The sequence below is a fragment of the Spirochaeta thermophila DSM 6578 genome (assembly GCF_000184345.1).
Lineage (GTDB): Bacteria > Spirochaetota > Spirochaetia > Winmispirales > Winmispiraceae > Winmispira > Winmispira thermophila.
The window spans coordinates 484,942-509,642 of the sequence record NC_017583.1 but is presented as its reverse complement, the minus strand read 5'-3'; the positions used below and the strand labels follow the sequence as shown (position 1 = coordinate 509,642).

At 61.2% G+C, this 24,701-nt stretch carries 22 protein-coding genes; 10 read left to right on the top strand and 12 right to left on the bottom strand.

Annotation, left to right across the window (positions count from 1 at the left end; translation table 11 throughout):
• Positions 1-3: 3 nt before the first annotated feature.
• The gene (gene lysS, locus SPITH_RS02115) at positions 4-1,596 is read right to left on the bottom strand and encodes a lysine--tRNA ligase (RefSeq protein ID WP_014624101.1); all 1,593 of its coding nucleotides are present in this window, start codon (positions 1,594-1,596) and stop codon (positions 4-6) included.
• 36 nt (positions 1,597-1,632) lie between these two features.
• Here lysS and lipB point away from each other — a divergent pair, with 36 nt between their 5' ends.
• On the top strand, positions 1,633-2,331 hold the full coding sequence (gene lipB, locus SPITH_RS02110; protein ID WP_014624100.1) for a lipoyl(octanoyl) transferase LipB: 699 nt from the start codon (positions 1,633-1,635) through the stop codon (positions 2,329-2,331).
• A gap of 4 nt (positions 2,332-2,335) precedes the next feature.
• Here lipB and uxaC read toward each other — a convergent pair whose 3' ends face one another.
• The 6 genes from uxaC to SPITH_RS02080 form a co-directional block, all read right to left on the bottom strand.
• On the bottom strand, positions 2,336-3,745 hold the full coding sequence (gene uxaC / locus SPITH_RS02105) for a glucuronate isomerase (protein ID WP_014624099.1): 1,410 nt from the start codon (positions 3,743-3,745) through the stop codon (positions 2,336-2,338).
• 18 nt (positions 3,746-3,763) lie between these two features.
• Complete coding sequence (locus SPITH_RS02100; RefSeq protein WP_014624098.1) at positions 3,764-4,582, bottom strand: SDR family oxidoreductase; 819 nt, start codon at positions 4,580-4,582, stop codon at positions 3,764-3,766.
• Positions 4,583-4,702: 120 nt separating this feature from the next.
• Positions 4,703-5,464, bottom strand: a complete 762-nt coding sequence (locus tag SPITH_RS02095) for an endonuclease III domain-containing protein (RefSeq protein ID WP_014624097.1) — start codon at positions 5,462-5,464, stop codon at positions 4,703-4,705.
• Between the two features lie 78 nt (positions 5,465-5,542).
• Positions 5,543-8,206, bottom strand: a complete 2,664-nt coding sequence (gene ppdK / locus SPITH_RS02090) for a pyruvate, phosphate dikinase (RefSeq protein WP_014624096.1) — start codon at positions 8,204-8,206, stop codon at positions 5,543-5,545.
• Between the two features lie 240 nt (positions 8,207-8,446).
• Positions 8,447-9,325, bottom strand: a complete 879-nt coding sequence (locus SPITH_RS02085) for a sigma-70 family RNA polymerase sigma factor (protein ID WP_014624095.1) — start codon at positions 9,323-9,325, stop codon at positions 8,447-8,449.
• A 166-nt stretch (positions 9,326-9,491) separates the two neighbouring features.
• Positions 9,492-10,172 (bottom strand): hypothetical protein, encoded by a 681-nt coding sequence (locus tag SPITH_RS02080; protein WP_041623973.1) that lies wholly within the window; start codon positions 10,170-10,172, stop codon positions 9,492-9,494.
• A gap of 98 nt (positions 10,173-10,270) precedes the next feature.
• Between SPITH_RS02080 and SPITH_RS02075 the strand changes: the two genes are divergently transcribed.
• A complete protein-coding gene (locus SPITH_RS02075) occupies positions 10,271-11,611 on the top strand; it encodes a DUF6938 domain-containing protein (RefSeq protein WP_014624093.1) in 1,341 nt (446 codons plus the stop codon).
• On the opposite strand, the gene SPITH_RS02070 is transcribed toward SPITH_RS02075, so the two are convergent.
• The 5 genes from SPITH_RS02070 to SPITH_RS02050 all read right to left on the bottom strand — a co-directional run bounded on the left by SPITH_RS02070 (position 11,608) and on the right by SPITH_RS02050 (position 16,215).
• On the bottom strand, positions 11,608-12,744 hold the full coding sequence (locus SPITH_RS02070; RefSeq protein ID WP_014624092.1) for a glycosyltransferase: 1,137 nt from the start codon (positions 12,742-12,744) through the stop codon (positions 11,608-11,610). The genes SPITH_RS02075 and SPITH_RS02070 overlap by 4 nt on opposite strands.
• A 42-nt stretch (positions 12,745-12,786) precedes the next feature.
• On the bottom strand, positions 12,787-13,422 hold the full coding sequence (locus tag SPITH_RS02065) for a hypothetical protein (RefSeq protein ID WP_014624091.1): 636 nt from the start codon (positions 13,420-13,422) through the stop codon (positions 12,787-12,789).
• Positions 13,423-13,582: 160 nt separating this feature from the next.
• Complete coding sequence (locus tag SPITH_RS02060) at positions 13,583-14,455, bottom strand: ribokinase (RefSeq protein WP_014624090.1); 873 nt, start codon at positions 14,453-14,455, stop codon at positions 13,583-13,585.
• A 137-nt stretch (positions 14,456-14,592) separates the two neighbouring features.
• On the bottom strand, positions 14,593-14,988 hold the full coding sequence (gene rbsD / locus SPITH_RS02055) for a D-ribose pyranase (RefSeq protein ID WP_041624130.1): 396 nt from the start codon (positions 14,986-14,988) through the stop codon (positions 14,593-14,595).
• Between the two features lie 18 nt (positions 14,989-15,006).
• Positions 15,007-16,215, bottom strand: a complete 1,209-nt coding sequence (locus tag SPITH_RS02050) for an L-fucose/L-arabinose isomerase family protein (RefSeq protein WP_014624088.1) — start codon at positions 16,213-16,215, stop codon at positions 15,007-15,009.
• Positions 16,216-16,238: 23 nt separating this feature from the next.
• Between SPITH_RS02050 and SPITH_RS02045 the strand changes: the two genes are divergently transcribed.
• The 8 genes from SPITH_RS02045 to SPITH_RS02010 all read left to right on the top strand — a co-directional run bounded on the left by SPITH_RS02045 (position 16,239) and on the right by SPITH_RS02010 (position 24,689).
• The gene (locus tag SPITH_RS02045; RefSeq protein ID WP_014624087.1) at positions 16,239-17,483 is read left to right on the top strand and encodes an IS256 family transposase; all 1,245 of its coding nucleotides are present in this window, start codon (positions 16,239-16,241) and stop codon (positions 17,481-17,483) included.
• 57 nt (positions 17,484-17,540) lie between these two features.
• Positions 17,541-18,443 (top strand): RluA family pseudouridine synthase, encoded by a 903-nt coding sequence (locus SPITH_RS02040; protein WP_014624086.1) that lies wholly within the window; start codon positions 17,541-17,543, stop codon positions 18,441-18,443.
• 52 nt (positions 18,444-18,495) lie between these two features.
• Positions 18,496-19,368 carry a hypothetical protein gene (locus SPITH_RS02035; protein WP_014624085.1) on the top strand — a complete coding sequence of 291 codons (873 nt, stop codon included), beginning with the start codon at positions 18,496-18,498 and terminating at the stop codon, positions 19,366-19,368.
• Between the two features lie 55 nt (positions 19,369-19,423).
• The gene (locus SPITH_RS02030) at positions 19,424-20,632 is read left to right on the top strand and encodes a tetratricopeptide repeat protein (protein WP_245523423.1); all 1,209 of its coding nucleotides are present in this window, start codon (positions 19,424-19,426) and stop codon (positions 20,630-20,632) included.
• Positions 20,633-20,759: 127 nt separating this feature from the next.
• Positions 20,760-22,040: a tagaturonate epimerase family protein gene (locus SPITH_RS02025; RefSeq protein ID WP_014624083.1), complete on the top strand. Its 1,281-nt coding sequence runs from the start codon at positions 20,760-20,762 to the stop codon at positions 22,038-22,040.
• Positions 22,037-22,912: a sugar phosphate isomerase/epimerase family protein gene (locus SPITH_RS02020; RefSeq protein WP_014624082.1), complete on the top strand. Its 876-nt coding sequence runs from the start codon at positions 22,037-22,039 to the stop codon at positions 22,910-22,912. The genes SPITH_RS02025 and SPITH_RS02020 overlap by 4 nt, the downstream gene beginning before the upstream one ends.
• Positions 22,909-23,589: a bifunctional 4-hydroxy-2-oxoglutarate aldolase/2-dehydro-3-deoxy-phosphogluconate aldolase gene (locus SPITH_RS02015; RefSeq protein ID WP_014624081.1), complete on the top strand. Its 681-nt coding sequence runs from the start codon at positions 22,909-22,911 to the stop codon at positions 23,587-23,589. The genes SPITH_RS02020 and SPITH_RS02015 overlap by 4 nt, the downstream gene beginning before the upstream one ends.
• Complete coding sequence (locus SPITH_RS02010; RefSeq protein ID WP_014624080.1) at positions 23,589-24,689, top strand: sugar kinase; 1,101 nt, start codon at positions 23,589-23,591, stop codon at positions 24,687-24,689. The genes SPITH_RS02015 and SPITH_RS02010 overlap by 1 nt, the downstream gene beginning before the upstream one ends.
• Positions 24,690-24,701 lie beyond the last annotated feature (12 nt).

Genomic DNA, 24,701 nt, shown 5'->3' with positions numbered 1-24,701 from the left:
AGCCTAGAGGTAGCGGCCGAGAATGGTGAGAATCTTCTCCTTACCCACGGTGAGGATGAAGCTCGCCGCCCGAGGCCCCCTGTCCTTGCCGAGGAGCACCCGGTAGAGCGAGGGGAAGAAATCCTTTGCGGTGAGGCCCTCCTCCTCGCAGAAGGCATAGACGGCTTCGCCCAGTCTCGCCTCGTCGAGGGAGTCCCACTCCGTTTCCAGGAGATGGTAGAGCCTCTGGATCACCTTCCTGTGGGAATCCTCGAGGGGCTCGAGGGTCTCCTCGTCCACCCTGAGGCTGAACCGGAACTCCTCAGGGGCGTAGGTGGTCACCCAATTCCAGGCGCACTGCGCCCGCCTTCGAAGCCGCCGGGCCTCCTCCCCCGAGACCGAGGGGAACTCCTGCGCCATGAGGGCATCGAGATCGCCCTCGTAGATCTGCACCAGGGTGGTCATGTGCCGGAACGGGACCTGGAGGGGCATGGAGGCAGGAGCGCGTTCCACCTGGGAAAACTCGTACGTCCTCCGTTCCCGCTCGAGCTTCTTGGGGTCGACCTGTTCCTTCCCGAAGTAGATCCGCTCGCACTTGTCGTAGTCCTCGTAGATCTTTATCACATCGAGATCGAAGGAGATGGCGAACTCGGTATCGGGCCTGGTCCCTGCGAAGAGGTAGCGGACCACCTCGGGCTGGTACACCTCGAGCACGTCTTTGAGGCTTATCACGTTCCCGGTGGAGGACGAGATCTTCCCCCCTTGCCCCTTGATCCCTATGAAGTCGTACTTGAAGGTGACAGGCGGCTCGTGGTCGTACACCTCACGCACGATCTGTTTCGCGGTGTCGAAGGACCCACCGTCCGAGTGGTGCTCCTTACCGGCCGGTTCGAAGTCCACCTGCTCCTCGCGCCACCGCATGGGCCAGTCCACCCTCCAGCGCAGCTTCACGTTCCCCTGTCTCCTGAAGTCCAAGGCCTCCTTGAACCCGCAGGAACTGCAGGTGTACGAGAGCCCGTAGGCGCCGTCCCAATGCTCCACGGTGGTGGTGTCCTTATGACACGAGGCGCAGAAGATCACCACCGGCCACCACGAGTCCGGAAGCGGCTCTGCGCGGTACTTGTCGAGGATACGGCGGATCACGTCACGTCGTTCGAGGGCCCGACGGATCCCCTCGGCATACCGGCAGGAGGTGTATTCCTTCGCCTGATAGATGTACTCAGGGAAGATCCCCACCTCGGGGAGGATCGCCTCCACCTCCTTCTCGTTGGCACGCGCGTAGCTCTCCTCCTTACCCCACGGATCCGGCACCATGGTGATGGGCATGCGGAGGTACGTCTCGAGGTCCTCCCTGTTGGGCATGTTCTTGGGCACCTTACGGAAGACGTCGTACTCGTCCCAGGAGTAGATGAAACGTACGTCCTTCCCCAGATCACGGAGGGCGCGCACCACCAGCTCCACGCTGATGATCTCCCTGAAGTTCCCTATATGCACCGTGCCGGAGGGGGTGATCCCCGAGGCACAGACGTATCGGGGCTTGTCCCCCTTCTCCTTGATGATCCTGAAGGCGGTGACGTCCGCCCAGTGGGAGCTCTTCGGCTTCTGTGGTATACTCATGGCGAGGCATTATAGCGGCCCGGGGAGGAATGTGCAATGCAGAACACCCTGTGTGTCACCTGGCTGGGAAGACAGCCCTACCGCCCGGTGTGGGAGCTCCAGCACACGCTCCGAAGGAAACGGGCGGCCGGTACCATACCCGACGTGCTCCTCCTCCTCGAGCACAATCCGGTGATCACCATGGGAACGAGGGAGACCTCCCACGAGATCCTCCTCTCTCCCCAGGAGCTTGCCTCCCGTGGGGTGGAAGTCTTCAAGGTAGAGCGCGGAGGAGAGGTCACCTACCACGGACCGGGCCAGCTCGTCGCCTACCCCATCCTCTCCCTCCGCCACCACCCCCGGTCGGTGAAGAAGCTGGTACACCACCTGGAAGAGGTGGGGATCCGGGTGGTGGCCCGGTACGGGATCGAGGCACGCCGTGATCCCCGCTATCCCGGCCTGTGGGTGGAGGATCGCAAGATCATGGCCATCGGGATCGCCATCAGGGATGGGGTCACCTTTCACGGAATCGCCCTCAACGTGCACACCGACCTCGAGGCCTTCTCCTGGATCGTTCCATGCGGGATCCGCGACAGGGGAGTGACCTCCATCGCACGGGAGACGGGACAGCAGCTCTCAGTGGAAGAGATCGCCCGGGCCTGGGAAGAGACATTCCTCGAGGTCTTCGGATACAGGGGGGAGCGAGTCCCCCTTCAGGAACTTCTGGAGGGGGAGGTGCAGCCCGCGGAGGAGTGAGGGCTCATTCCACGGGTATCGTGAAATAGGAGCAGGCATTCCGATAGCACACCCCCTCCACGATGGTGCGGAGGGTCTCCTTGTCGTACGGGTATTCCCCGGCCTCCACCCACTCCCCCAGGAGGTTGCAGAAGATCCGCCTGAAGTACTCGTGGCGGGGGAACGAGAGGAAGCTCCTGGAGTCGGTGAGCATCCCCACGAAGGTGGACAGCACTCCGAGATTGGCGAGGGCCCGGAGGTGCGCTTCCATACCGTCCCTCTGGTCGTTGAACCACCAGGCCGAGCCGAACTGCATCTTGCCGGGCATGCTCCCGTCCTGGAAGTTGCCGATCATGGTCCCGATCACATAGTTGTCGCGGGGATTGAGGACGTAGAGGATGGTCCGCGGCAGTCGTCCCTCACGATCCAGGCTGTCGAGGAACCGGGAGAGAGGCTCCGCGATGGCCCGGTCCGCGATGGAGTCGAAGCCCGTGTCTGGTCCCAGTGTCTGGAACATCCGGGTATTGTTGTTCCTCAGGGCCCCTATGTGGAGCTGCATGGCCCATTCCCGTTCGGCATAGAGCCTCCCCAGGAACCGCATGGTGTGGGTATAGAGGGCCTCCTGATCCTCGCGCTCGAGGGCGCGCCCCTCTCTGAGGCGTACGAAGGCCGCACGTATCGTGCTCTCGGGCGCCTCCCGGTACACCGGGGCCACCATGGCGTGGTCGGAGATCCTGCACCCCACCGAGTGGAAGAACGCAACCCGCCGCTCGAGGGCCTCCAGATAATCCTGGAGGTTGGCAATCCGCATCCCTGCGGCGTGAGCGAGCTCCTCGATGTAGGCGTTCCAGCGGCCGGGGTCGCTGTAGTCGAGGGCCTTGTCGGGCCTGAAGGTGGGGAGCACCTTCACCTCGAACCCCTCCTCGGCGAGGGCCCTGTGCGGGGCGAGGTCGCTCACCGGATCGTCGGTGGTGCACACCACCTTCACCCCCATCTTTCGGAGGAGGTTGCGCACCGAGAACTCCGGGGTTCTGAGGAGGGAAGTGGCCTCCTGATAGATCCTCTCGGCCGTCTGCGGGGAAAGGACCTCCTCGATACCGAAGTAGCGCTTGAGCTCCAGGTGGGTCCAGTGATAGAGGGGATTGCCCACGAGGAAGGGAACGGTCCTCGCCCAGGCCAGGTACTTCTCCTTGAAGGAGGCGGAGCCGGTCACCAGGTCCTCGGGTATCCCGAAAGACCTCATCGCCCGCCACTTGTAGTGGTCCCCGCCGAGCCAGACCTCCCCCAGATCCTCGAATATCCTGTCCTCGAGGATGGCCTCGGGAGGCAGGTGTGTGTGATAGTCGTAGATGGGCAGGGAGGCCGCCGTCTCGTGGTAGAGTTCCCTCGCCACCTCACCCTGGAGCATGAAGTTCTCGTCCATGAAGGCTCTCATGGCATTCCGCCCCCTTCCCTAGATGTTGTCCACCAGGAAGCCGCCGTCCACGGGGATGGTGACGCCTGTGACGAAGCCCGAAGCCTTCCGGCTCGCGAGGAAGATCACCGCGCCGTAGAGATCCTCCTCTTCGCCGAAGCGTCCGAAGGGAGTCCGGGCGATGATCTGCCGTCCCCGGTCGGAGAGCTTACCACCCTCGTAGTCGTCGTAGAGGAGGTCCCTGTTCTGGTGGCCCACGAAGAACCCGGGAGCGATGGCGTTCACCCTGATGCCGTGTGGTGCGAGTTCCTTCGCAAGCCCCATGGTGAGGTTCATCACCGCGGCCTTGGCTGCGGCATAGGCGTAGACCCCGGAGAGGGGCTTGTACGAGGCCATGGAGGCGATGTTCACCACGCTCCCCTGCACCTTCTTCTCCACCCACCTGCGACCGAAGACCTGGGTGGGGATCACCATGCCACTCATCAGGTTGAGCCGGAAGACGTCCTCGAACCAGGAGACATCCATCTCGAGGAAGCCCGCCTTACCACGGTTCCCTCCCACGCCGTTGATGAGCACCGTGGGAGTGCCGAGCCTCTCCTCGACTTCCTGGAAGCCTCGCTCCACGGCCTCCATGTCTCCCGTGTCCACGGCGCATCCGATGACCTCTCCCTCCCCTTCGAGACGCTCCTTCACCTCCTCCACCGATGCCTCCACGGGTACGGTCTTACCCCGTCCCCATATCGCCACCTTCGCTCCCGAGCCTGCGAGGGCCACGGCAAAGGCCTTACCGATCATGCCGGTACCGCCGGTGATCACCACCACCTCGTCGGAGAGGTCCCAGAGGGGCTGCATCTTCATCGTACACCTCCACACCACATGACACAGTCGGACTCGGTCCGCTGTTAGATATTAGATATTACGGAAAGAAAGGGTACCACGCAACCACGGACCAGTGCAACCATCCCGTGCGGGCCCCTCCTAAGATCCTCCTGCCGATGAGAGGTGGGCACACTCAAGGCGAAGCGGGCACTCCCCGCAGAGGGGCCGTTTCCTGCAGAACCGCTTGGCGTGCTCCACCAGGAGGGCGTGAAACTCGTTGTAGCACACGTGATCGAGCGGTAAGGTCTTCTCCACCGCGGAGCGTACTTCCTCGTAGGGGGTATCGTCCGAGGCGAGCAGACCGAGCCGGGAGAAGATGCGCCGGGTATAGGCGTCCACCACGAACACCGGCACCCCGTAGCCGTAGAGCAGGATGGAATCGGCCGTCTCCCTGCCCACGCCCCACACGCCGAGGAGGGCATTCCGCTCGGGGAGGCCGTCACAGGAGAGAAAGAAGCGGGCGAGGTGGGCGAGCCTGCGCGCCTTGAGAGTGTAGTACCCGCATGGTCGAATGAGACGGGCGAGGGCCTCCTCCTCCAGGCCGAGGATACCCTCGGGAGAACAGAGCGACCTTTCGAGGAGGACGGCGAGGGCCCTGCGGGCGTTCGTCCAGGCCGTGTTCTGGACGAGCACGGCGCCCACCGCGATTTCGAAGGCACCCATGGCGTCCGGGACCTCGTAGACCCCGGGATGGTACCCTTCATCGTCGTAGCCCGGAGTCCCCGCCTTTGAGAGGAGAGGCCACCACCCCTGCGGACCATACCACGAAAAGAGTATGTCGTAGAGCCGTGGTATGGTACGCACTGCGGCAGAGGTCGTCTCGACCTCGACCTCTTTTCCATCACACCCCCGGGTGATCATGGACTCGAGTCTAGCATGCCTCACGCCGATAAAAAAGCGCCGCCTCCGGCGACGCTCACGAACCACACCAAGGGCCTGTCACTTCCCGTTCCGGATGACCGCCTGGGCCGCGGCGAGACGGGCGATGGGCACGCGGAAGGGCGAGCACGAAACGTAGTCGAGTCCCACCCGGTAGGCGAAGTCGATGGAAGCCGGATCCCCCCCATGCTCGCCGCAGATCCCGAGCTTGATGCCGGGTCGAGCCTTCCTTCCCTTCTCTGCGGCAAGCTTCACAAGCTGGCCCACGCCCTCCTCGTCGAGCGAGGCGAAGGGATCGGCCTCCAGTATCTCCATCTGGAGGTAGGCCGGCAGGAAGGATCCCACGTCGTCCCTCGAGAACCCGAAGGTCATCTGCGTGAGGTCGTTGGTGCCGAAGGAGAAAAACTCCGCATGGGAGGCTATCTTCTCCGCGACGAGGGCCGCGCGGGGCACCTCGATCATGGTACCCACCCGGTAGGACACCTGCACACCGGAGGAGCTCTTCACCTCCTCCATCACCTTCACGATGCGCTCCTTGAGGAAGACGAGCTCCTTCTCCATGCCCACGAGCGGGATCATCACCTCGGGATAGACCTGCTTGCCTTCCTTCGCCACCTCGCAGGCAGCCAGCATGACGGCCCGTGCCTGCATCTCGTAGATCTCGGGATAGGTGATCCCCAGGCGACACCCTCTGTGCCCCAGCATGGGGTTCATCTCGTGGAGGGCTTCTATCCGCTGCCTGATCTTTTCCGCAGGCACGCCCGCACTCCTGGAGAGCTCTTCGATCTCGGTCTCGGACATGAGCACGAACTCGTGGAGAGGCGGATCGAGGAGGCGTATGGTCACGGGAAGACCCGCCATCTCCTGGAAGATACCCACGAAATCCTCCTTCTGGAGGGGAAGCAATTTTTCAAGGCTCTTTTTCCTCGCCTCCGGTGTATCTGCGATGATCATCTCGCGGAAGGCCTCTATCTTCCCCTTGTCGAAGAACATGTGCTCGGTGCGGCAGAGGCCGATCCCCTCGGCCCCGAACTCCCTCGCCCGCCGGGCATCCTGTGGGGTATCCGCATTGGTCCGCACCCTGAAACCCTTCTCGGGGCAGTTCTCGCGCACGGCCGAGAGACGGATCTCGTCCACCCACCCGAGGAACTCCTGGAGTTCCCCTCTTATCTCGGGCACCACGAGGGGGATCTGCCCCTCGAACACCTCACCCGTGGTCCCGTCGATGGTGATCCAGTCCCCTTCCTTGAACTCCCTGCCGCCGATCTTGCACCGCCCCTCGTCGAGGATCACCACGTCCTTGCACCCCACCACGCTGGGCTTGCCCATACCCCTGGCCACCACCGCGGCGTGGCTCGTCATACCGCCTGTGGAGGTGAGGATGCCCTGCGCAGCGTGCATACCGCCTATATCCTCGGGCGAGGTCTCCTTTCGTACGAGGATCACCTTCTCGACGCCCGCGAGCTCCTCCGCCCTGCGGGCGGTGAACACAATCTTCCCCGTGGCCGCGCCGGGCGAGGCGTTGAGCCCCTTCGCGAGGGCTCTCGCCTTCTTCTTCGCTTCAGGGTCGAGCATGGGGTGGAGGAGCTGGTCGATGTGCTCGGGCGAGACCCGCATGACGGCCTCTTCTCGGGAGATGAGTCCCTCTTTCACCATGTCCACAGCGATCTTCACCGCAGCCCGACCGGTGCGCTTACCATTCCTCGTCTGCAGAAGGTAGAGCGTACCCTGCTCAATGGTGAACTCCATGTCCTGCATGTCGCGGTAGTGGCGCTCGAGCCTGTTCTTAACCTCCTCGAGCTGCGCATACACCTCGGGCATCTTCTCCGCGAGCCCGGAGAGTTTCTCGGGTGTGCGGATCCCGGCCACCACGTCTTCACCCTGGGCGTTCATGAGGAACTCGCCGTAGAACACGTTCTCGCCCGTGGAAGGATCCCGGGAGAAGCACACACCGGTGCCGGAATCATCCCCGAAGTTGCCGAACACCATGGCCTGCACATTCACGGCCGTGCCCTTCAGGCCGCGGATGTTGTTGATCTCCCTGTACTTACGGGCCCTCTCGTTGTCCCAGGAGTCGAAGACCGCATCGATGGCGGCCCACAACTGGGACTTCACATCCTGGGGGAACTCCTCGCCCACCTTTTCCTTGTAGAGTTCCTTGTAACGGGAGACGAGTTCCTTGAGGTCCTCCGCGGTGAGGTCGGTATCGAGCTCCACCCCGCGTTCCTTCTTGAGTCCCTCAAGGATCTTCTCGAACTCCTCGTGGGGGATCCCCTTCACCACGCTCCCGAACATCTGGATGAACCGGCGGTAGGAGTCCCAGGCTACACGGGGGTTTCCCGTCTGCCGAACAAAGCCCTCCACCGTCTGGTCGTTCATCCCCAGGTTGAGGATGGTTTCCATCATCCCCGGCATGGAGATCGCAGCACCAGAGCGCACCGAGACGAAAAGTGGATTCTCAGGATCCCCCAGCTTCCGCCCCATGGCCTTCTCGAGCTTGGCGAGCGCCTCCTCCACCTGTTCCCTCACTTCGGGAGGATACTGTTTGCCGTTCTCATAGTATCGCTCGCACACCTCGGTGGAAATCGTGAACCCCGGCGGCACGGGGATCCCTATCGAGGTCATCTCCGCGAGATTCGCCCCCTTTCCACCCAGAAGATCGCGCATCTTGGCGGAACCTTCCGCCTTTCCCTGACCGAAAAAGTACACGTACTTAGGACTCATTTTTCCCCCTCAACGCTTTGTGATAACAATTCCGATTATATTCGTCTATGTACCGGGATATATTAGCACGGAAAGTGCAAGCACACAAGCCAAATTAACCTTTTCTAATGGATCAGGAATTCACAATCAGGAGTTCACTCCCGGGGTCGGGTGCCCGGCCTCCACGGATCCCGGAAAACCGGACGAGGGTATATGGTGAACCGGCCTGCCGTCCGCGGAACGACAGGCCGGGACTCTCTCCTATGAGGCGAGATACGTTTCGAGAACCTTCGCCTTCTCCGACTGCTGTATCTTCTTGAGCGCCTTCTTCTCTATCTGACGGATGCGCTCCTTGGTGAGATTGTACATGTCCCCTATCTCCTTGAGCGACATCGGGTGTCTGCCGTTGAGGCCGAACCGGTACTGGATGATCTCGGCTTCCTTCTCCGTGAGCGTGGCGAGCACCTCCTGGATTTCCTCCTGGAGGGTCTTTTCGAGGACCACGTCCTCAGGCGGTCGGGAGGCCTCGTCCTTGAGGTAGTCGCCCAGCATCGCGGAATCCCGATCCTCGTAGACCGGCGTGTCGAGAGACACGTATTCCTTCGAGAGGTTGAGGAGGTTCGCCACGTGATCCTCGTCGTAGTCCAGGGTCTCCGCGACCTTCTTTATCTCATTGTGTTCTCCGCTCTCGGTCTGGACGAGCTTCCGCGCCTTCTCGATCTGTACCAGCTCGTTCGCCCTGTTGAGCGGGAGCCGGATCATCCTGGACTTCTCGCTTATGGCCTTGAGGATGGCCTGCCTGATCCACCAGACCGCGTACGAGATGAAGTGATATCCTTTGTCGGGATCGAACCGTTCTATGGCGTTCAAGAGGCCTATGTTCCCTTCGCTTATGAGATCGGCGAGAGGAAGCCCCTGATTCTGGTACTTCTTCGCCACGTTCACCACGAACCTGAGGTTGGCGGTGACGAGTTTTTCCTTGGCATCCTGATCTCCCTGTGCCGCGAGGCGGGCGTAGTGGTCCTCTTCCTCCCGGCTGAGGAGCGGGATCCTGTTGATCTCCTTGAGATACAGGGAGAGCACGTTCGCATCCCCTGAATCCTGCACTCGTCGTTTCCTCTTTCTCTTGACTGCTTCCATGGCTTCCTCCGCCGCTATAGTAGCAAAATCCATACCATGGAACACTCAAAACCCATCTTTTTTCCTTGAAAAGAGATAGATAATAGATACGACGCTTCATCAATCGCCGTATCCGGGTTCCTGTGTCGATTTTATGCATGAGTCTCCGGAGGACGGGAAAACCGTGTCAAAATGACCCTATCCAGAGCTCGTCGGAGTTTTTCGTGCGCCCGCAGCAGAGCATGAACGGGAGACCACTCCCACACGTACACTTCCGGGTAGGCGCGAAGCCGGGGGTCGGGACCTCCAGAGGTGTGGCCTCGGGAGGGATGAAGACCATCCAGGGGAACACGATCTCGACATCGTGGAAGACCTGCAGTTTCTGAGTCGTGGAAAGCGAGGAAAGGTCGTACATCCGACGGACATCCCTCCAGTACTCCCAGATGAGCTGGTCGATCATGTCCTTCTCGGCGCGAGAGGAGAAGTGGGCGCTCCGCTTCGAGGAGAGATACCTCCGCACCTGGATGGCGTAGAACGCCTTCCAGTCGTCCTGCTCGGGCGTGTGCTGCTTCAGCATGCCGTACTCGTTGAGGCTGGAGAGAATCCTGCGGCGGAGACGCGGTTCCTTCCGGATGCGATATGCTGCGAGCCAGGCACGGAGCGCGGGACCGCACGCACCCATCCGACGGAGGGAGATCCCCAGGAGGTGGAAGGCCCGTCCCAGGAACGCCTTCTCTCCCGATGGACAGAGCGTGACGCACCGTTTGAGGAGGGAGAGGGCCTCCCTTGTTCTGTGTCGCGCAAGATGTCGCACCGCCTTCCTCAGCAGTCGTTCGTGCTCCCTCACATCCTTAAAGGTACCAATCACGACCCCACACGGCAACTCCCGCCGGAGAGGGGAGAAAAAACGTAGTAGCACTGGAATATCCATCCCCCGCTGGTGCATGCTATAGATGAGGAGGACATATGGCTGGATACGAAGGCCCTGAGAACAGCGAAAGCCTCAACGCCTGGGTGGTCACGGTGGACATGGGACTCGGGCATCAGCGGGCCGCCGCGCCCTTCGCCCACATCGCGGAGGAAGGGATCATCACTGTGGGAAGTCTCTCGGCTACCGATCAGAGTGAACGAGCCCTGTGGCTCAGGATGCAACGCACGTACGAGTTTCTCTCCCGTGTGCGGAGCGTGCCGGTGATAGGGCCTCCCCTCTTCGGGATCCTCGATGCCTTGCAGAACATCCCCCCCCTCTATCCCTTCAGGGACATGTCGGCCCCTTCCTACCAGGTGAAGCTCCTTTCCTCACTCATAAAGAAGGGACTCTGCAAGGGGATGATCGAGAAGGTGAAGGAGAAGCCCCTCCCCATCCTCGCCACGCACCCCGCACCGGCGCTCGCCGCCGACATGGCGGGATTCCCGAGGGTCTACTGCATCGTGTGCGACGCCGAGGTGAGCCGCGCCTGGGTGGCGGAAAACCCCAGGGAGAGCAGCATCCACTACATGGTCCCTTGCGGGAGGGCCCTGAGGCGCCTCAAGCTCTACGGCGTACCCGACGAGCGGATCTTCCTCACGGGTTTCCCACTCCCGCTCGAGGTGCTCGGCGACGAGAACCTGAGCACGCTCACGCAGGACATGGGGCAGCGTCTCCACTACCTCGACCCCAACAACCGGTTCTGGCCGCTCCACGAGATGAACGTGCGCCATTTCCTCGGACGATCCAACCTCAAGTGGCGGAAGGACAGAATCTTCACCGTGACGTTCGCCGTGGGGGGAGCAGGGGCCCAAGTGGAGATAGGCTGCACAATCCTCAAGTCGTTGCGCAAGAGGATCGCCGCAGGCGAGGTGATGCTCAACCTGGTGGCAGGGGTACGGGAAGAGGTGCGCCGGATATTCGAGGAGGAGAAGGCGCGGTGGGTGCCCGACTCCCCCTTCGTACAGGTGGTCTACGCTCCCACGAAGGAAGCGTACTTCGCCAGGTTCGCCCAGGTCATCCGCCACACCGACGTGCTGTGGACCAAGCCGAGCGAGCTTTCCTTCTACGCCGGTCTCGGTATCCCCATCATCATGGCGCCCGAGATCGGGGCGCAGGAGCGTTACAACAAGGCCTGGCTCATGGAGATTCTGGCGGGGATTCCCCAGGAGGATCCGGCCTACACGGACCAGTGGCTCTGGATACTGCTCGAGGAAGGGAGGCTGGCCGAGTCGGCCTGGAATGGGTTCCTCAAGGCCCGCAAGTACGGGACATACAAGATCATGGAGGTACTCAAGACCGGGACCATGGAGAGGGAGACCTCTCCCCTCAAACGCTAGGCCTCCTCGCCTCCTTCCAGGATCGAGACGATCAAGTCGCTGATCTGGTACACCCCTGTGGTGAAACCGGCCTCTTTGATGCGGGCCTTGGCGTGCACCAGAAGCGAGAGGAGATCGGCCCTCGAGAGAAAACGAAGGGCCCTCCTCACCCCGGGGAGATACCACCCGTATCCGTGGTCGAGGAAATAGCGGATGATCGCATAGTCGTTCTGGGCGATCCACTCGGTGAAGAGCATGGGTCGACCGACCACGAGGGCCTCCATGGCGGTGGAGGCGCCCGCCTTGCCCACCACGAGGTCGGCCGTGTGGTAGAGATCGGCCATGCGGTCGGTGAACTCGAGTGCCACGAGGCGGGAGTCGGGGCCCGAGAGGGCCCGCATCCGCTCGTAGAGGGCTCTGTTCCTCCCCGTGAGGAGGATGATGTTGAGGGGAAGTCGGGCGCGTACAAGGGCCTCGACATAGCGGCCGATCTTTCCCAGACCCATCCCGCCCCCGGTGCACAGGAGGACGGGGAGGTCAGGGCTGAGTCCCAACGAGAGGCAGACCTCCTCCCTCGTCGCGGAGGGGGTGAGGATCTCGGGGCGCACGGGGAAGGGGGCGATGCGGATCCTGGAGGGATCGATGTCATAGCGGACGAGGCCGTCCCTCGCTTCCTTGCTCGCCACGAGGAAAAGGTCAACGCCTCGGGCGGCCCACCAGGGATAGGCGTCGAAGGGATCGACCACATAGGTGAGGAGGAGGAAACGGAGGTCGTGATTCGCGCGGGCCTCAAGGGCCACCATGGAGCAGAGGGGATGCGTGGAGACCACCAGATCGGGATCCTTGGAGACGAGGTAGGGGATGCCCGCCTCGAAGAGCGCCCGGTAGTGCCAGCGGGCGAACCTGAGGCCGGTGCGGGGAAGGCGTGTGAGGAGCCAGTAGAGGATGCGCATGGGCGCAGGGTGTCGGGCGGCCTGGATCCACGCCCGGTTGAGCCGCTCGTCTATCCGGGAGGCACCGGCGACGAGGGGAAGATCCACCACCTCGGCGGTGAGGCGGTCGGGAAAGCGGGCCTCAAGGGCCGACGCCATGGCCCGTGCGGGGGTGATGTGGCCCCCTCCCACGCCCACGGTGAGGAAGAGTATGCGGTGCATACCATCAGTGTGAACCAGCGGCAACGGAAACGCAAGAGGAGATCAGCGGAGTGGATCCCAGCGGTACACGAATATGTACGAGGATGGGAAGGGGTAGTACCTCCTGCACAGGACTGCGGCAAGGATGCGGTAGGGCCTCTCCTCCCGGAAGGCCGAGAGTGCTCCGCCTTTCAGGCCGGCGAGGTGGTAGAAGGGCCCGGAGCGGGTCATCCCCTTATAGTAGAAGAGCTGCCCGAACTCCGGTGGGCCTACCATCGAGCCCTCAAGCTCGAGCCACAGGGAAGGCCGATAGGCGGCCGGGCCTTCGCGCTGGAGCTCGGCTTTCTCCTCTGAGAGGCGGGCGATGAAGGCTTCGAGGGACTCGGCATCCTTCCGGTCCCTTTCGAGGAGGGTCTCGAGTCGGTCGATCTCCTGATCCAGAGCGGCGAGATGAGCCTGCCAGATCTCCTCCTGTTCCGCAGGGGTGAGGGCAGGAGGCTCGACTCCCTCTGGAGAAAGCCGGCTCTCCCTGAGACTGAGGGCAGGAGAGGAGCCTTCCTCAGCCGGGCTCTCTCCGGAAGCGGGGAGCGTGGAGGCAGAACCCTCGGCCGGTTGAGAGGTGTGGACAGATCCCCCTTTAGAGCTACTCACGCACCCTCCCGCAAGAAACACAAGGAGTACGAGCACCAGGGGTCTCATACAGCTCCTCCTTTTTCTGTCATGGCAGGGTATTCGGTGTATTCAGTATACACCATGTCTCATCACAAGTCACGAGCGCACCACACTGCTTCACCTCGAAGTCTCCAGAGGCACTCCCTTAGACAAAGGAACCGGGGCTTCAGCCGAAGGGGGAAAGAAGCTATCCCACCTCCCGCCTCCACGGGATGGAATCCGCCGCTCCCAGTCGGGTGACGCAGAGGGCCGCCGCACGAGAAGCAAGGTCAAGGGCTTCACTGACAGGAAGGCCCTCTACAAGCCCGGCAATGAAATACCCAAGAAAGGTATCGCCCGCAGCAGTGGTATCCACCGCTTTCACGGGATATGCAGACTGGTGAATGAGATCCTCCTGCCTCCCCCAGAGGGCTCCCTCATCCCCACGGGTAAGTACCACCTGGACGTGAGGATACCGATGACAGAGGACACGGAGTGCCTCAAGTGGGACGGAGATCCCAGTGAGTGCTTCTGCCTCTATTTCGTTCAGGATAAAGATATCCACATCTTGCAGGGGATAACCCTCGATATCAGGCGTGTAAGGGGAAGGGTTCATGATGACAGTGAATCCACACGCCTTCGCCTTCCGGATGATGAGCGGCACATGAGAAATCTCGTTCTGAACCACCAGGTAATCGCCCCGTGAGAAAGCGGCGAGAACCTCATCGATGTATGCTTCATCGATATCCTGATTCGCTCCCTCGTAGAGAAGGATGCAGTTCCGCCCTTCATCATCCACCTGGATGATGGTGTGCCCGGAAGCCTTCCCGGAATATGCGATGAGATGGGTATCCACGCCGCTCTCCCTCAGGGTCTTGATCAGGAATTCCCCATCACTCCCCACCTTACCTGCATGAAACACAGGGAGCCCTGCTCGAGCCATGGCGATAGATTGGTTCAATCCCTTTCCGCCTGCGTACACGCCACGCGATTTTACACGCTTTGTCTCCCCGGGCCGTACAATCCCGTCAACGCGATACACATAATCGATATTAAGAGACCCAAAAGAGAGAACCCTCATCTCCCTCCTCCAGCTACGGGGTATTCGGTATAGTACGTTGCCCTACCACATCATCGGTCACGAGCTCTCTCAGCTTCTCTCCTCTCATCACCACACCTGCTTCACGATCGAAGACTCACCCTCATATGGGCTACGCCTCAGAAAATCACCCCTGCATACAGGATCACATTGGCGTAAGGGGTGGCCTCTCCCGTTCGGATGATGGCCTTACAGCCAGACGACAATATCTTAAGCTGTTCATGAGGCACGTATGCGATCGGTGTATCCGGAAATCGCTCCACTATCTTCGCATGAAGCTTCTGGTTCCGCGTTTTGATCTCCTCAGCGAACACTACCTTCTCAATGACCATATCCTCGCGTACTTCATCAAGTACGTCCACGAACGAAGGCAATCCCTTTCTTATCGAGACATCGATCCGCTGAGGCCCCACCGGTATGGGAAGACCGCAATCTGCAATTGCGATCGCATCTGTGTGTCCTAGATGGGCCAGCACTGAGGCGATCTCTGCATTGAGGATACCATATCGTTTCACAAGCATTCCCCTCCTGGTTTATCCCTCATGGACATAGAGATCCCATCCCAGGTACGTCTCGACAGCCTCACGGAGTACCGCACTCCACCTTCCTCTCGCCATCGCCACATGGTGCTCGAATCCGTACTTCGTGATATACCGCAGTAGATCATTCATTCGAGGCACCCTACATACCGCAATACCGCCATCCATGCCATACGGATCAGCGGTAAACTCCCCTTCTCCGAGGTACGCCTTGATCTTCCCGCGCCCGTCGTCGGTCGAAATCCTGAAGAACGTCATGTCCCCAGGCCCCACATGTCCCTTCACCGCACCGAAACACCGCTCAGGCCCCAGGGTCTTTCCAAGGACATCGAGGTTCCCTATCTCCACCTCCTGGCCCATGAAACCTCTCGGATAGTTCGAACAGTGGGTCCCCACACACATATCGCGTGAGTAATCGAAGTTATTGTTCCAATCCAAGAGGGCAGGAGGGTTGCCGGATGCCAGCGCCAGAGCATACATGGAGATCGCACCGGTGACGTCGACTTCACACGCACTCGGCATGAGACGCTCACCCATCATGCTCATGGTGAGACAGGTGGCACACCCATAGTTGAGCTGAATGCTCTCCCAGCACTGGATCGCACTTGCATCAAGCTCATTTTCCTCCATGAAGTCCTCTACCGCGAGTGAAAGTTTCGCCTGAAGGATCACCTTCTCGCGAGGTATAGAGGGAGCAACCTTTCCATAGGCATAGATCTCATCGACCTTCTGTCTCACCCTGGGGTCATCAGTGCTCATCCGTTGGGCTGCTCCGATGATTTCAGAGAGATCCACAGGGACTACTGTGATTCCTGTAGCCTGGAGGATTTTTTCACTGAACCGCATGGTCTGGAAGGGGGCAGGACGGGCCCCGATGGCACCTATTCTCGCGGAACGCAATCCTTTGACCACTCGACATACGGCGGCAAAGTCCTTGAGATCAGTCTCGAACTCCTTGCTCTCCACATCGCAGGTGTGGAGTCTCGTGAGGGTGAAAGGTATGCCGTACTGGTAGAGGTTGTTGCAGACCGAGATCTTGCCACAGAAAGCGTCCCTCCTCAGGTCCACACTCACCTTATCGTTCTCATCGTTGAAGGCATGCACAAGGATAGGGACGTCGAGCTTCGCAAACTCGGGACTGTAACATCGAGTGTTGAAAAAGGCGGGGAAAAAAGATAAGGGGTATCTCCCACCCACCAACATCACACCTAAGGAGGAGATACCCCATGAAGCGCGGCAAGACACGCGCATTGACTGAAACACAGTATACCCTCTCTGCTCTGATGAAGCAAGTAGAGGCCCAACTCCGGGAGGAGGTGCGCCACACCTACAAGACGTACCTGGAACACCTCCTTGAGACGCTGAGAGAGGAGGCAGTAGGACGACCACGATATGCACGAGGGGAGCCTGAGAAAGGGCAGTACTACCGGTACGGCTACAGGAAATGGAAGACCGTGCAGACCCCCTGGGGGCCGATCGAGGATGTACGCGTGCCCCGCATCCGCACCGGCGGGGGGAAGGAGGTGAAGCTGGTCGCCTACGAGCAGAGGCTCGTGGCCCTCGCCGAGCAGCTCATTCTTGGGTATGTGGGAGGGATGAGCGCGCGGACGTGGGCCATCCTGTTACGGGAGCTGGGGATAGGAGAGGCTCATCCGCAGACACTCCTGCGGCTCATCAGAGGTCTTCGTGAGGAGAAGGAGCAGTGGCGGAGGCGGCCGCTTGGTGGGGTGAAGGCGCTCGTGCTGGATGGAGTGTGGGCAAAGAGGCGTGGGAGGGGTCAGAAGAAGCTGGTTGTCCTGAGTGCCGTGGGGGTGAAGGAGGACGGATCTCATGAGCTCCTCGACTGGGTCGTTGCGGAGCAGGAGGACCAGGCGAGCTACGAGCGACTCCTTACCAGGCTCTATGAGCGAGGGCTTCATGAGGTGGAGCTGGTGGTGGCCGATGAGGCTGAGGGGATCCGGCAGGCCGTGGAGACGGTGTATCCTGAGGCGAAGAAGCAGGTATGCCTCTGGCACCTGCAGGGTACGCTTGAGCAGAAGCTCCTGCAGGACATGGGGGAACGGAAGGGGAAGAACGCAGACCTCCAGAAGGAGAGGCGAGCTTTTCGAGCGGAGTACTGGAAGCTCTTTGAGGCAGGAGGGAAGGAGGACGCAGCACGTGCGTTGGAGGCATTCGTGAAGAAGTGGGCGGCGAAGGCTCCCCGGATGACGGCCTCCCTCCTGTGGCGGAAGGACCGGCTTTTCTCCTATCTGGAGTTACCCTATGAGTGGAAGGAGAAGGTGAGGACGAGCAACCTTGCGGAGAACATGTTTCGGCACATGAGAAGCTTTCTACGGAGGTATCCTGGGTATATGAGCCATGCCCATGCAGATGAGGTGGTAGGCCTCTACGTGGTGGGCATGCAGGTGATACAAGAGGTGGGGAGACGCACCCCTTATCAGCTCCAGCTCAATTTCAACACTCCTCCTTGACAATCCCCAGGTCCCCTCTCCTTGACACGCAGGTGGGCCACCGTATACCCATGGGACATGGGAGACTACCAGGTCTTCGAGTCAGGACCGGATGACCACGGGAAGCGCCTCGATCGCATCGTCCGAACCCTCCTCTCCCACCTCCCCCTCTCGCGGGTCTTCAGGGCCCTCCGAACCGGGGAGATACTCCTCGAGGGGAAACGCGTCCCCCCTTCCACACGGGTCTCGAGAGGAGCTCGCATTCACATCGACCGTTCCCTCCTCCCCGAGCGGAAGCCACAACAGAAGGGAAAAGCCTCCTCTCTCCCCATCCTCCTGGAAACCGATCACCTCCTCATCCTCAACAAACCACCCGGCGCCGTGGTCCACGGTCCCGGGTCCCTCACCGATCAGGTACGGTCCTACCTGAAAGACCGCATCCCCCCCTCGCTCGCCTTCACCCCCTCCCCCCTCCACAGGCTCGACAGGCTCACCTCGGGGATCCTCGTCTTCTCCCGGAGCATCCACGGCGCGCGATGGTTCACCCAGGCCCTCAGGGAAGGCCGGATCGAGAAGACCTACCTCGCCCTTCTGGAGGGAACCCTTGCCGAACCCGCCAGATGGGAGGATCTCCTCACCCGGGAGGGACGGCGGAGCAGACCTTCACCCCACGGGAGGCCTGCACTCACCGACGTGCGCCCCCTCCTCGCTGCCCCCACGGCCACCCTCGTCCTCTGCACCATCCACACCGGCCGGATGCATCAAATACGCGTCCAGGCGGCCCTCCGCGGGCACCCCCTTCTGGGCGACACCGCCTATGGAAGCACCCGGCGCATCCGTCCCGTACTCCATGCCTGGAGGCTCAGACCCCTCTCTCCCTCCCCCCTCTTCCCTGCGGATGGGGTACAGGCCCCCCTCCCGGACGAGAGCGAGACCATCCTCTCCCGCATCCTCCCCGGATGGGAGGATGCCCTCCCCTGAGGTGGGTGACGACAGTATTGCCCCCCCACCATCCCTCGGGTAGAATCCCACCATGAGGTCACTCTTCCGCAATCTCGGATGGATCTTCAAGGGCGTGAAAGTCTACGCCCTCATCGGCAAGAGCGGCACGGGAAAGAGCTTCAGGGCCCGTCTCGTGGCTGACAAGTACGGCATTCCCCTCATCGTGGACGACGGGCTCCTCATCAAGGGGGAGAAGATCCTCGCAGGTGAGTCCGCCAAGAAGGAGGCGACATACCTGGGTGCGGTCAAGGTGGCCCTTTTCCAGAAGGAATCGCACAGGAGGGCCGTCATCCAGGCCCTCAGGAAAGAGGAGTTCAACAAGATCCTCATCCTCGCCACCTCGAAGAAGATGGCCGACAAGATCGCACGCACCCTCGACCTCCCCCCTGTCCACAAGTACATCACCATCGAGGAGGTGGCCACCCCCGAGGAGATAGAGATCGCGCGGCACTACCGGAGGACTCAGGGCAAGCACGTGATCCCCGTACCATCCCTGGAGGTGAAGCGGACATATCCCCAGATCCTCGCGGATTCCCTGAGGCTCTTCATCAAGCGTGGTTTCGGATTCTTCAAGAAAGAGCAGGTGGTGGAAAAGGCGGTGGTGAGGCCCACTTTTGCGCAGAAAGGCACGGTCACCATCTCCGAGAGTGCCCTCACCGAGCTCATCCTCCACTGTCTCTCGGAGTACGATCCCGACCTCCGGCTCCTCAGGGCTCAGATCACCACCGAGGGGGGGGCCTACCACATCACCATCTTCCTCTCCGTGCCCTTCGGCAAAGAACTGGCCTCCCCGCTCCACGAGCTCCACCGCTACATCATCACCAATCTCGAGCGGTATACCGGTATAATAGTGGAAGAATTGCACATGGTTGTCGATAAGATAACGAAACCCGTCGAGGGATAGGAAAAACGATTTGACACCCGCTCGAGGAGGGCTTACTATGAAAGGGGAGGTCACGATGAAGCGCTATGCGGTCCTCTTCATGCTCGCGACAGGGACGGTGACGCTGATCAACGCCCAAGAAACTGTCCGCACCGAGGCGCTCACCGAGTACTCGAGCGATCACTACCTCGTACGGAGCGACACCTCCGAGGAGCTCGCGCAGTCCCTCGCCTCGAGGATGGAAGCCGCCTTCCACCTGTTCAACCGCTACTACCGGTTCGATCCCGAGGCCCTTCCCGCCCCCCTCAGCGTGAGGATCTTCTCCTCCAAGGCGGACTACGACGCCTATCTCCAGAAGAAGACCGGCATCACCCGAGAGAGCTTCATCTACCTCCACTACCAGAGCCCGGCAAAACGGGAACTGGTGGGATACCTCCTCGAGGACGAGACCGAACTGAACCGTCAGCTCCTTCATCAGGGATCCATCCAGTTCCTCAGGGCCTTTGTGAACAACCCACCCCTCTGGCTTCAGGAGGGAATGGCCGTGTTCTTCGAGGCCTGCGAGTACGATCCCGAGACGTCCTCCATGATCTACCGGGAGAACCTCACCTGGCTCGACCCCCTGAGGACGCTCGCCTCCCAGACGGGAGGGCTCATCCCCCTCTCAGAGTTCCTCCACATGGACCTCGAGGCCGCCTCCCGGAACCTCGAGCTCTACTACCCGCAGGCCTGGGGCTTCGTGTCGTTCCTGGTCTACGAATGGGACAAGGAGTACAACCGCATCCTCTGGGACACGATCCGCCTTCTCTCCCCCTCGGCCACCTACGAGGAGAATCTCGAGACCCTCGATGCACGGGTCTTCTCCTGGTACGACATCGATCAGATGAAGGACCGTCTCCTCGGCTACCTCGAGGGGAAGAAGTCGTTCAGGGTCCTCCTCGAGGAGGGGATCGAGGCCTACCGGTCGGGCGACCTCCAGAAGGCCGAAGAGGCCTTCACGCGGGCCTCGAAGCTGGATCCCGACCACTATGCGCCCTACTACTACCTCGGCCTCATCGCCTACACCCGTGGTACCCACTCGCTCGCCGAATACTACTACACCACGGCCCTCGAACGGGGAGCGGAGGAGGCCGCCACCACCTATGCCCTCGGCCTCAACGCGTTCGCGGCCGACCGGATGGAGGAAGCGCGGACCTACCTCGTGAAAGCGCAGACCCTCGCTCCCGACAAGTACGGAGAAAAGGTACAGGCGCTCCTCGAGCGGATGGGATCGGAGGGGATGTAACCACCCGAACTCTACGAACCCTCTATTTCAAGCAACGATCTCTTTATATAGAAAAGAATTTTCTTCGTATTGCGCTCAAGGAGTTTTTTACATAAACTAGGGGGTAGACACCTTATGAGGAGGCACTATGACTACCCCCGGTTCCCTTTCTCTTCCCCGATATTCGATCGGTACGGGAGACCGCTTCGGCCACGAGGCCGAAGCCCAGCTTCGTGCGGTCATCGAGGCTGAGCGTCTCGGCATGGCATTGGGTATCGTGTGGAACAAGTCGTATCGTGAGCACACCATCATAGGCTCCCGTCCCGAGGACGTCAGGAGAATGGCGGACAAAGCCGTCTCCGCCCTGGAATGGGAGGGACCATACTTCGTGGATGCGGACCACATCACCACGAAGACCGTGGAGCTCTTCCTGGATTCATCGGACTTCTTCACCATAGACGTGGCCGAGGCCATAGGTCAGGAGGAGATCAGCCCTCAGGAGGAGGAAGACCTGCTCTCATCACTCGACGACCTGCTCAACCGCGAGCTCGCCATCCCGGGGCTCTCCAACCCGCTTACGATCTCGGAAGAGACGGCACGTGAAACCATCCGCGCCTACTGGCCCGCGGTTCGCGAGGCGGCCCGGATCCACCAGAGGATCGAGAAGGGGACCTCCCGCCCCTTCGTGGTGGAAGTCTCCATGGACGAGACGGCCGATCCCCAGCGCCCACCCGAACTCCTGCTCATCCTGGCCATGATACGGAAGGCCGGGATCCCGGCCCGTACCATAGCCCCCAAGTTTTCGGGCTCATTCTACAAGGGGGTGGACTACGTGGGCGATCCGGAGGTCTTCGCGCGCGAGTTCGAAGACGACCTCTGCGTGGTGAGATACGCCCGGGAAGCGTTCCGGCTCCCCGAGGGGCTCAAGCTCAGTGTGCACTCCGGAAGCGACAAATTCTCCCTCTACCCTCTCATCAAGGACATCCTCTCACGTCATCCACAGGAGGGAGTCCACCTCAAGACCGCAGGCACCACCTGGCTCGAAGAGGTGACGGGACTCGCAGAGTCGGGAGGAGAGGCCCTCGCGCTCGCAAAGGAGATCGCCCTCACCTGCTATTCCATGATCGAGGAACTGTGCGCCCCGTACGCCGCGGTGATCGACATCAATCCGGACAGGCTCCCCTCCCCCGGTGAGATCGAGGACTGGTCGTCCGGCAGGTTCGTGGAGGCGCTCGAACACGATCCCTCGAACCCCTCCTACAACCGCGATTTCAGGCAGCTCATCCATGTGGGGTACAAGGTGGCCGCCCAGATGGGCGAGCGATTCCACGAGGCCCTCGAGGCACACCGGGAGGTGATAGCCGCGAGGGTCACCCGGAACCTCCTCGAACGGCACATCATCCCGCTCTTCCCGGGAGGGGCCGCATGAGGCAGGAACGACTCAATCTGGGGATCCGGCTCCACGACGTGGGGAGGGGCTCGCCCAGGGAACTGGCGGCACGCGCCTCACGGGCGGGATACCGCAGCGTACACCTCGCCCTGCACAAGGCCTTCGAGGGGTTTCCCCCCGAGCCTGGTCTCCTGAGTCCCGGGTTCGCCCGCTTCGTCCGCCGCACCTTCGAAGAGTACGATCTCGAGATCGCAGTGTTGGGCTGTTACATCAATCCCATCCACCCCGATCCCCGGGTGAGGGAGACACACATCCAGCATTTTCTCGAGCACATCCGTTATGCGAGGGACTTCGGCTGCTCCATCGTGGCCACCGAGACAGGATCCAGAGCAGCCGATTGCTCTTTCCACCCCGAGACACGAAGAGAGGAGAGTTTCTCCCTTCTCCTCTCCACCGTGGGCAGGCTGGTCGAGGCGGCCGAGAGATACGGTGTACTGGTGGCGATCGAACCCGTGGCCGATGTCCACACGATCGACACGGCGGAAAAAATGAAGCGCCTCCTCCACATGATCTCGTCCGACCACCTCAAGGTGCTCTTCGACCCGGTGAACATCGTTCCCGCCGCGGACTGGGAACGCCACGAAGCGATCGTCTCCTCCGCATTCGAGCTCCTCAAGGACGATGTGGTGGCCGTACATGTGAAAGACTTCGTGGTGGAACGGGGCAAGAAGCGGGCCACGCCTCCCGGCCACGGGGTGATGGACTTCGGACGCCTCTTCAGGATGATCCTTCCACAAAAACCCTACATCCACATATTGGCAGAAAACATCCCATCTGATATAATAGATCTCACATACAGGTTTCTGACGGAAACGTTCGAAACCATCAGAACGGAGGATACACCCCTATGATTCCCAGAAGAGAGATCTATCGTATCATGGTGGAAGAGGGGCTCATTCCCGTCTTCTTCAACCCCGACCCTGAAGTGGCGAAGAAGATCGTGGAGGCCTGTGCGAAGGGCGGGGCCCGGTGTATCGAGATGACCAACCGCGGTGAGAACGCGGTGGCCGTCTTCAGAGAACTGGTGACCTTCTGCCGGGAACACTACCCCGACCTCATCCTCGGGGTGGGCTCGGTGGTCGACCCCTACACTGCAGGGATATACATCGCCGAAGGCGCCAAGTTCGTGGTGGGCCCCGTCTTCGACAGGGAGATCGCCCTCCTGTGCAACAGCAGGAAGGTCCCCTACATCCCCGGGTGCGGGAGTGCCACGGAGATCCACGAGGCCGAGAAGTACGGAGCCGAGATCTGCAAGGTGTTCCCGGGGAAGGAAGTGGGAGGACCGGGCTTCGTGAAGTCCGTACTCGGTCCCTGCCCCTGGACCGAGATCATGCCCACCGGCGGGGTGGACACCACCGAGGAGTCCCTCAGGGCGTGGTTCGAGGCAGGGGTCGTGGCGGTGGGTATAGGCTCCAAGCTCATCACCAAGGAGCGGGTGAAGAACGGGGACTTCGATGCCATCGCCGAGGACGTGAAGAGGGTGAAGGCCCTCATCGCAAAGATTCGGAGTGAACGAGGAGGAAAGTGATGGAACCGATCGTCGTGAAACCGAAGGGATCGTGCATGTGGGATGCGGCGGCGCTGGGAGAGATCATGCTCAGGCTGGATCCGGGCGAGGGTCGTATCCGCACCGCGCGCACCTTCACCGTGTGGGAAGGTGGCGGGGAATACAACGTGGTGCGGGGCCTTCGCCGGTGCTTCGGGCTCAAGACCACGGTCGTCACCGCCATCCCCGACAACGACCTGGGGTATCTCCTCGAGAGCCTCATCGGTGCGGGGGGGGTGGACTCCTCCCACTGCATCTGGCTTCCCTATGACGGGATCGGGAGACAGCACCGCCAGGCCCTCAACTTTACCGAGAGGGGGTTCGGCATCAGAGGGGCGAAGGGAGTCTCGGATAGGGCCCACAGTGCCGCTTCAGCCCTCAAGCCCGGAGATGTGGACTGGAAGAAACTCTTCCAGGAGGAGGGAGTGAGGTGGTTCCACACAGGCGGCATCTTCGCCGCCCTCTCAGAGACCACTGCGGAACTCACCGTGGAGGCGGTGAAGGCAGCGAAGGAAGCGGGCACGGTGGTGAGCTACGACCTCAACTACCGCCCCTCCCTCTGGAAGTCCCGTGGCGGAGAGAAGGAGGCCCAGAGGATCAACAAGATGATCGTGCCCCACCTCGACGTGCTCATCGGAAACGAGGAGGACTTCATCGCGGCCCTCGGGTTCGAAGTGAAGGGGGTCGGTAAGGAAGTGGTGGGGCTCAATGTCGAGAGCTACAAAGAGATGGTGCAGGAAGTGGCGAAGACGTACCCCAACCTGAAGGCCATCGCCACCACCCTGCGGGAGGTGAAGACCGCCACCATCAACGGCTGGAGCGCCCTCCTCTACTATCAGGGACAGTTCTACCACTCCATAGGCTGGGACGACCTTGAAATCCTCGACAGGGTAGGAGGAGGGGACAGCTTTGCCTCTGGACTCATCTACGGCTTCCTGGAGGGGCTCGATCCCCAGACATGTGTGAACTACGGGGCGGCACACGGGGCGCTCGCCATGACCACGCCGGGCGACACCTCCATGGCGTCCAAGGCCGAGGTGGAGAAGATCGTCAAAGGTGGCTCCGCCCGAGTGGAACGTTGAAGCCTGTTCCGG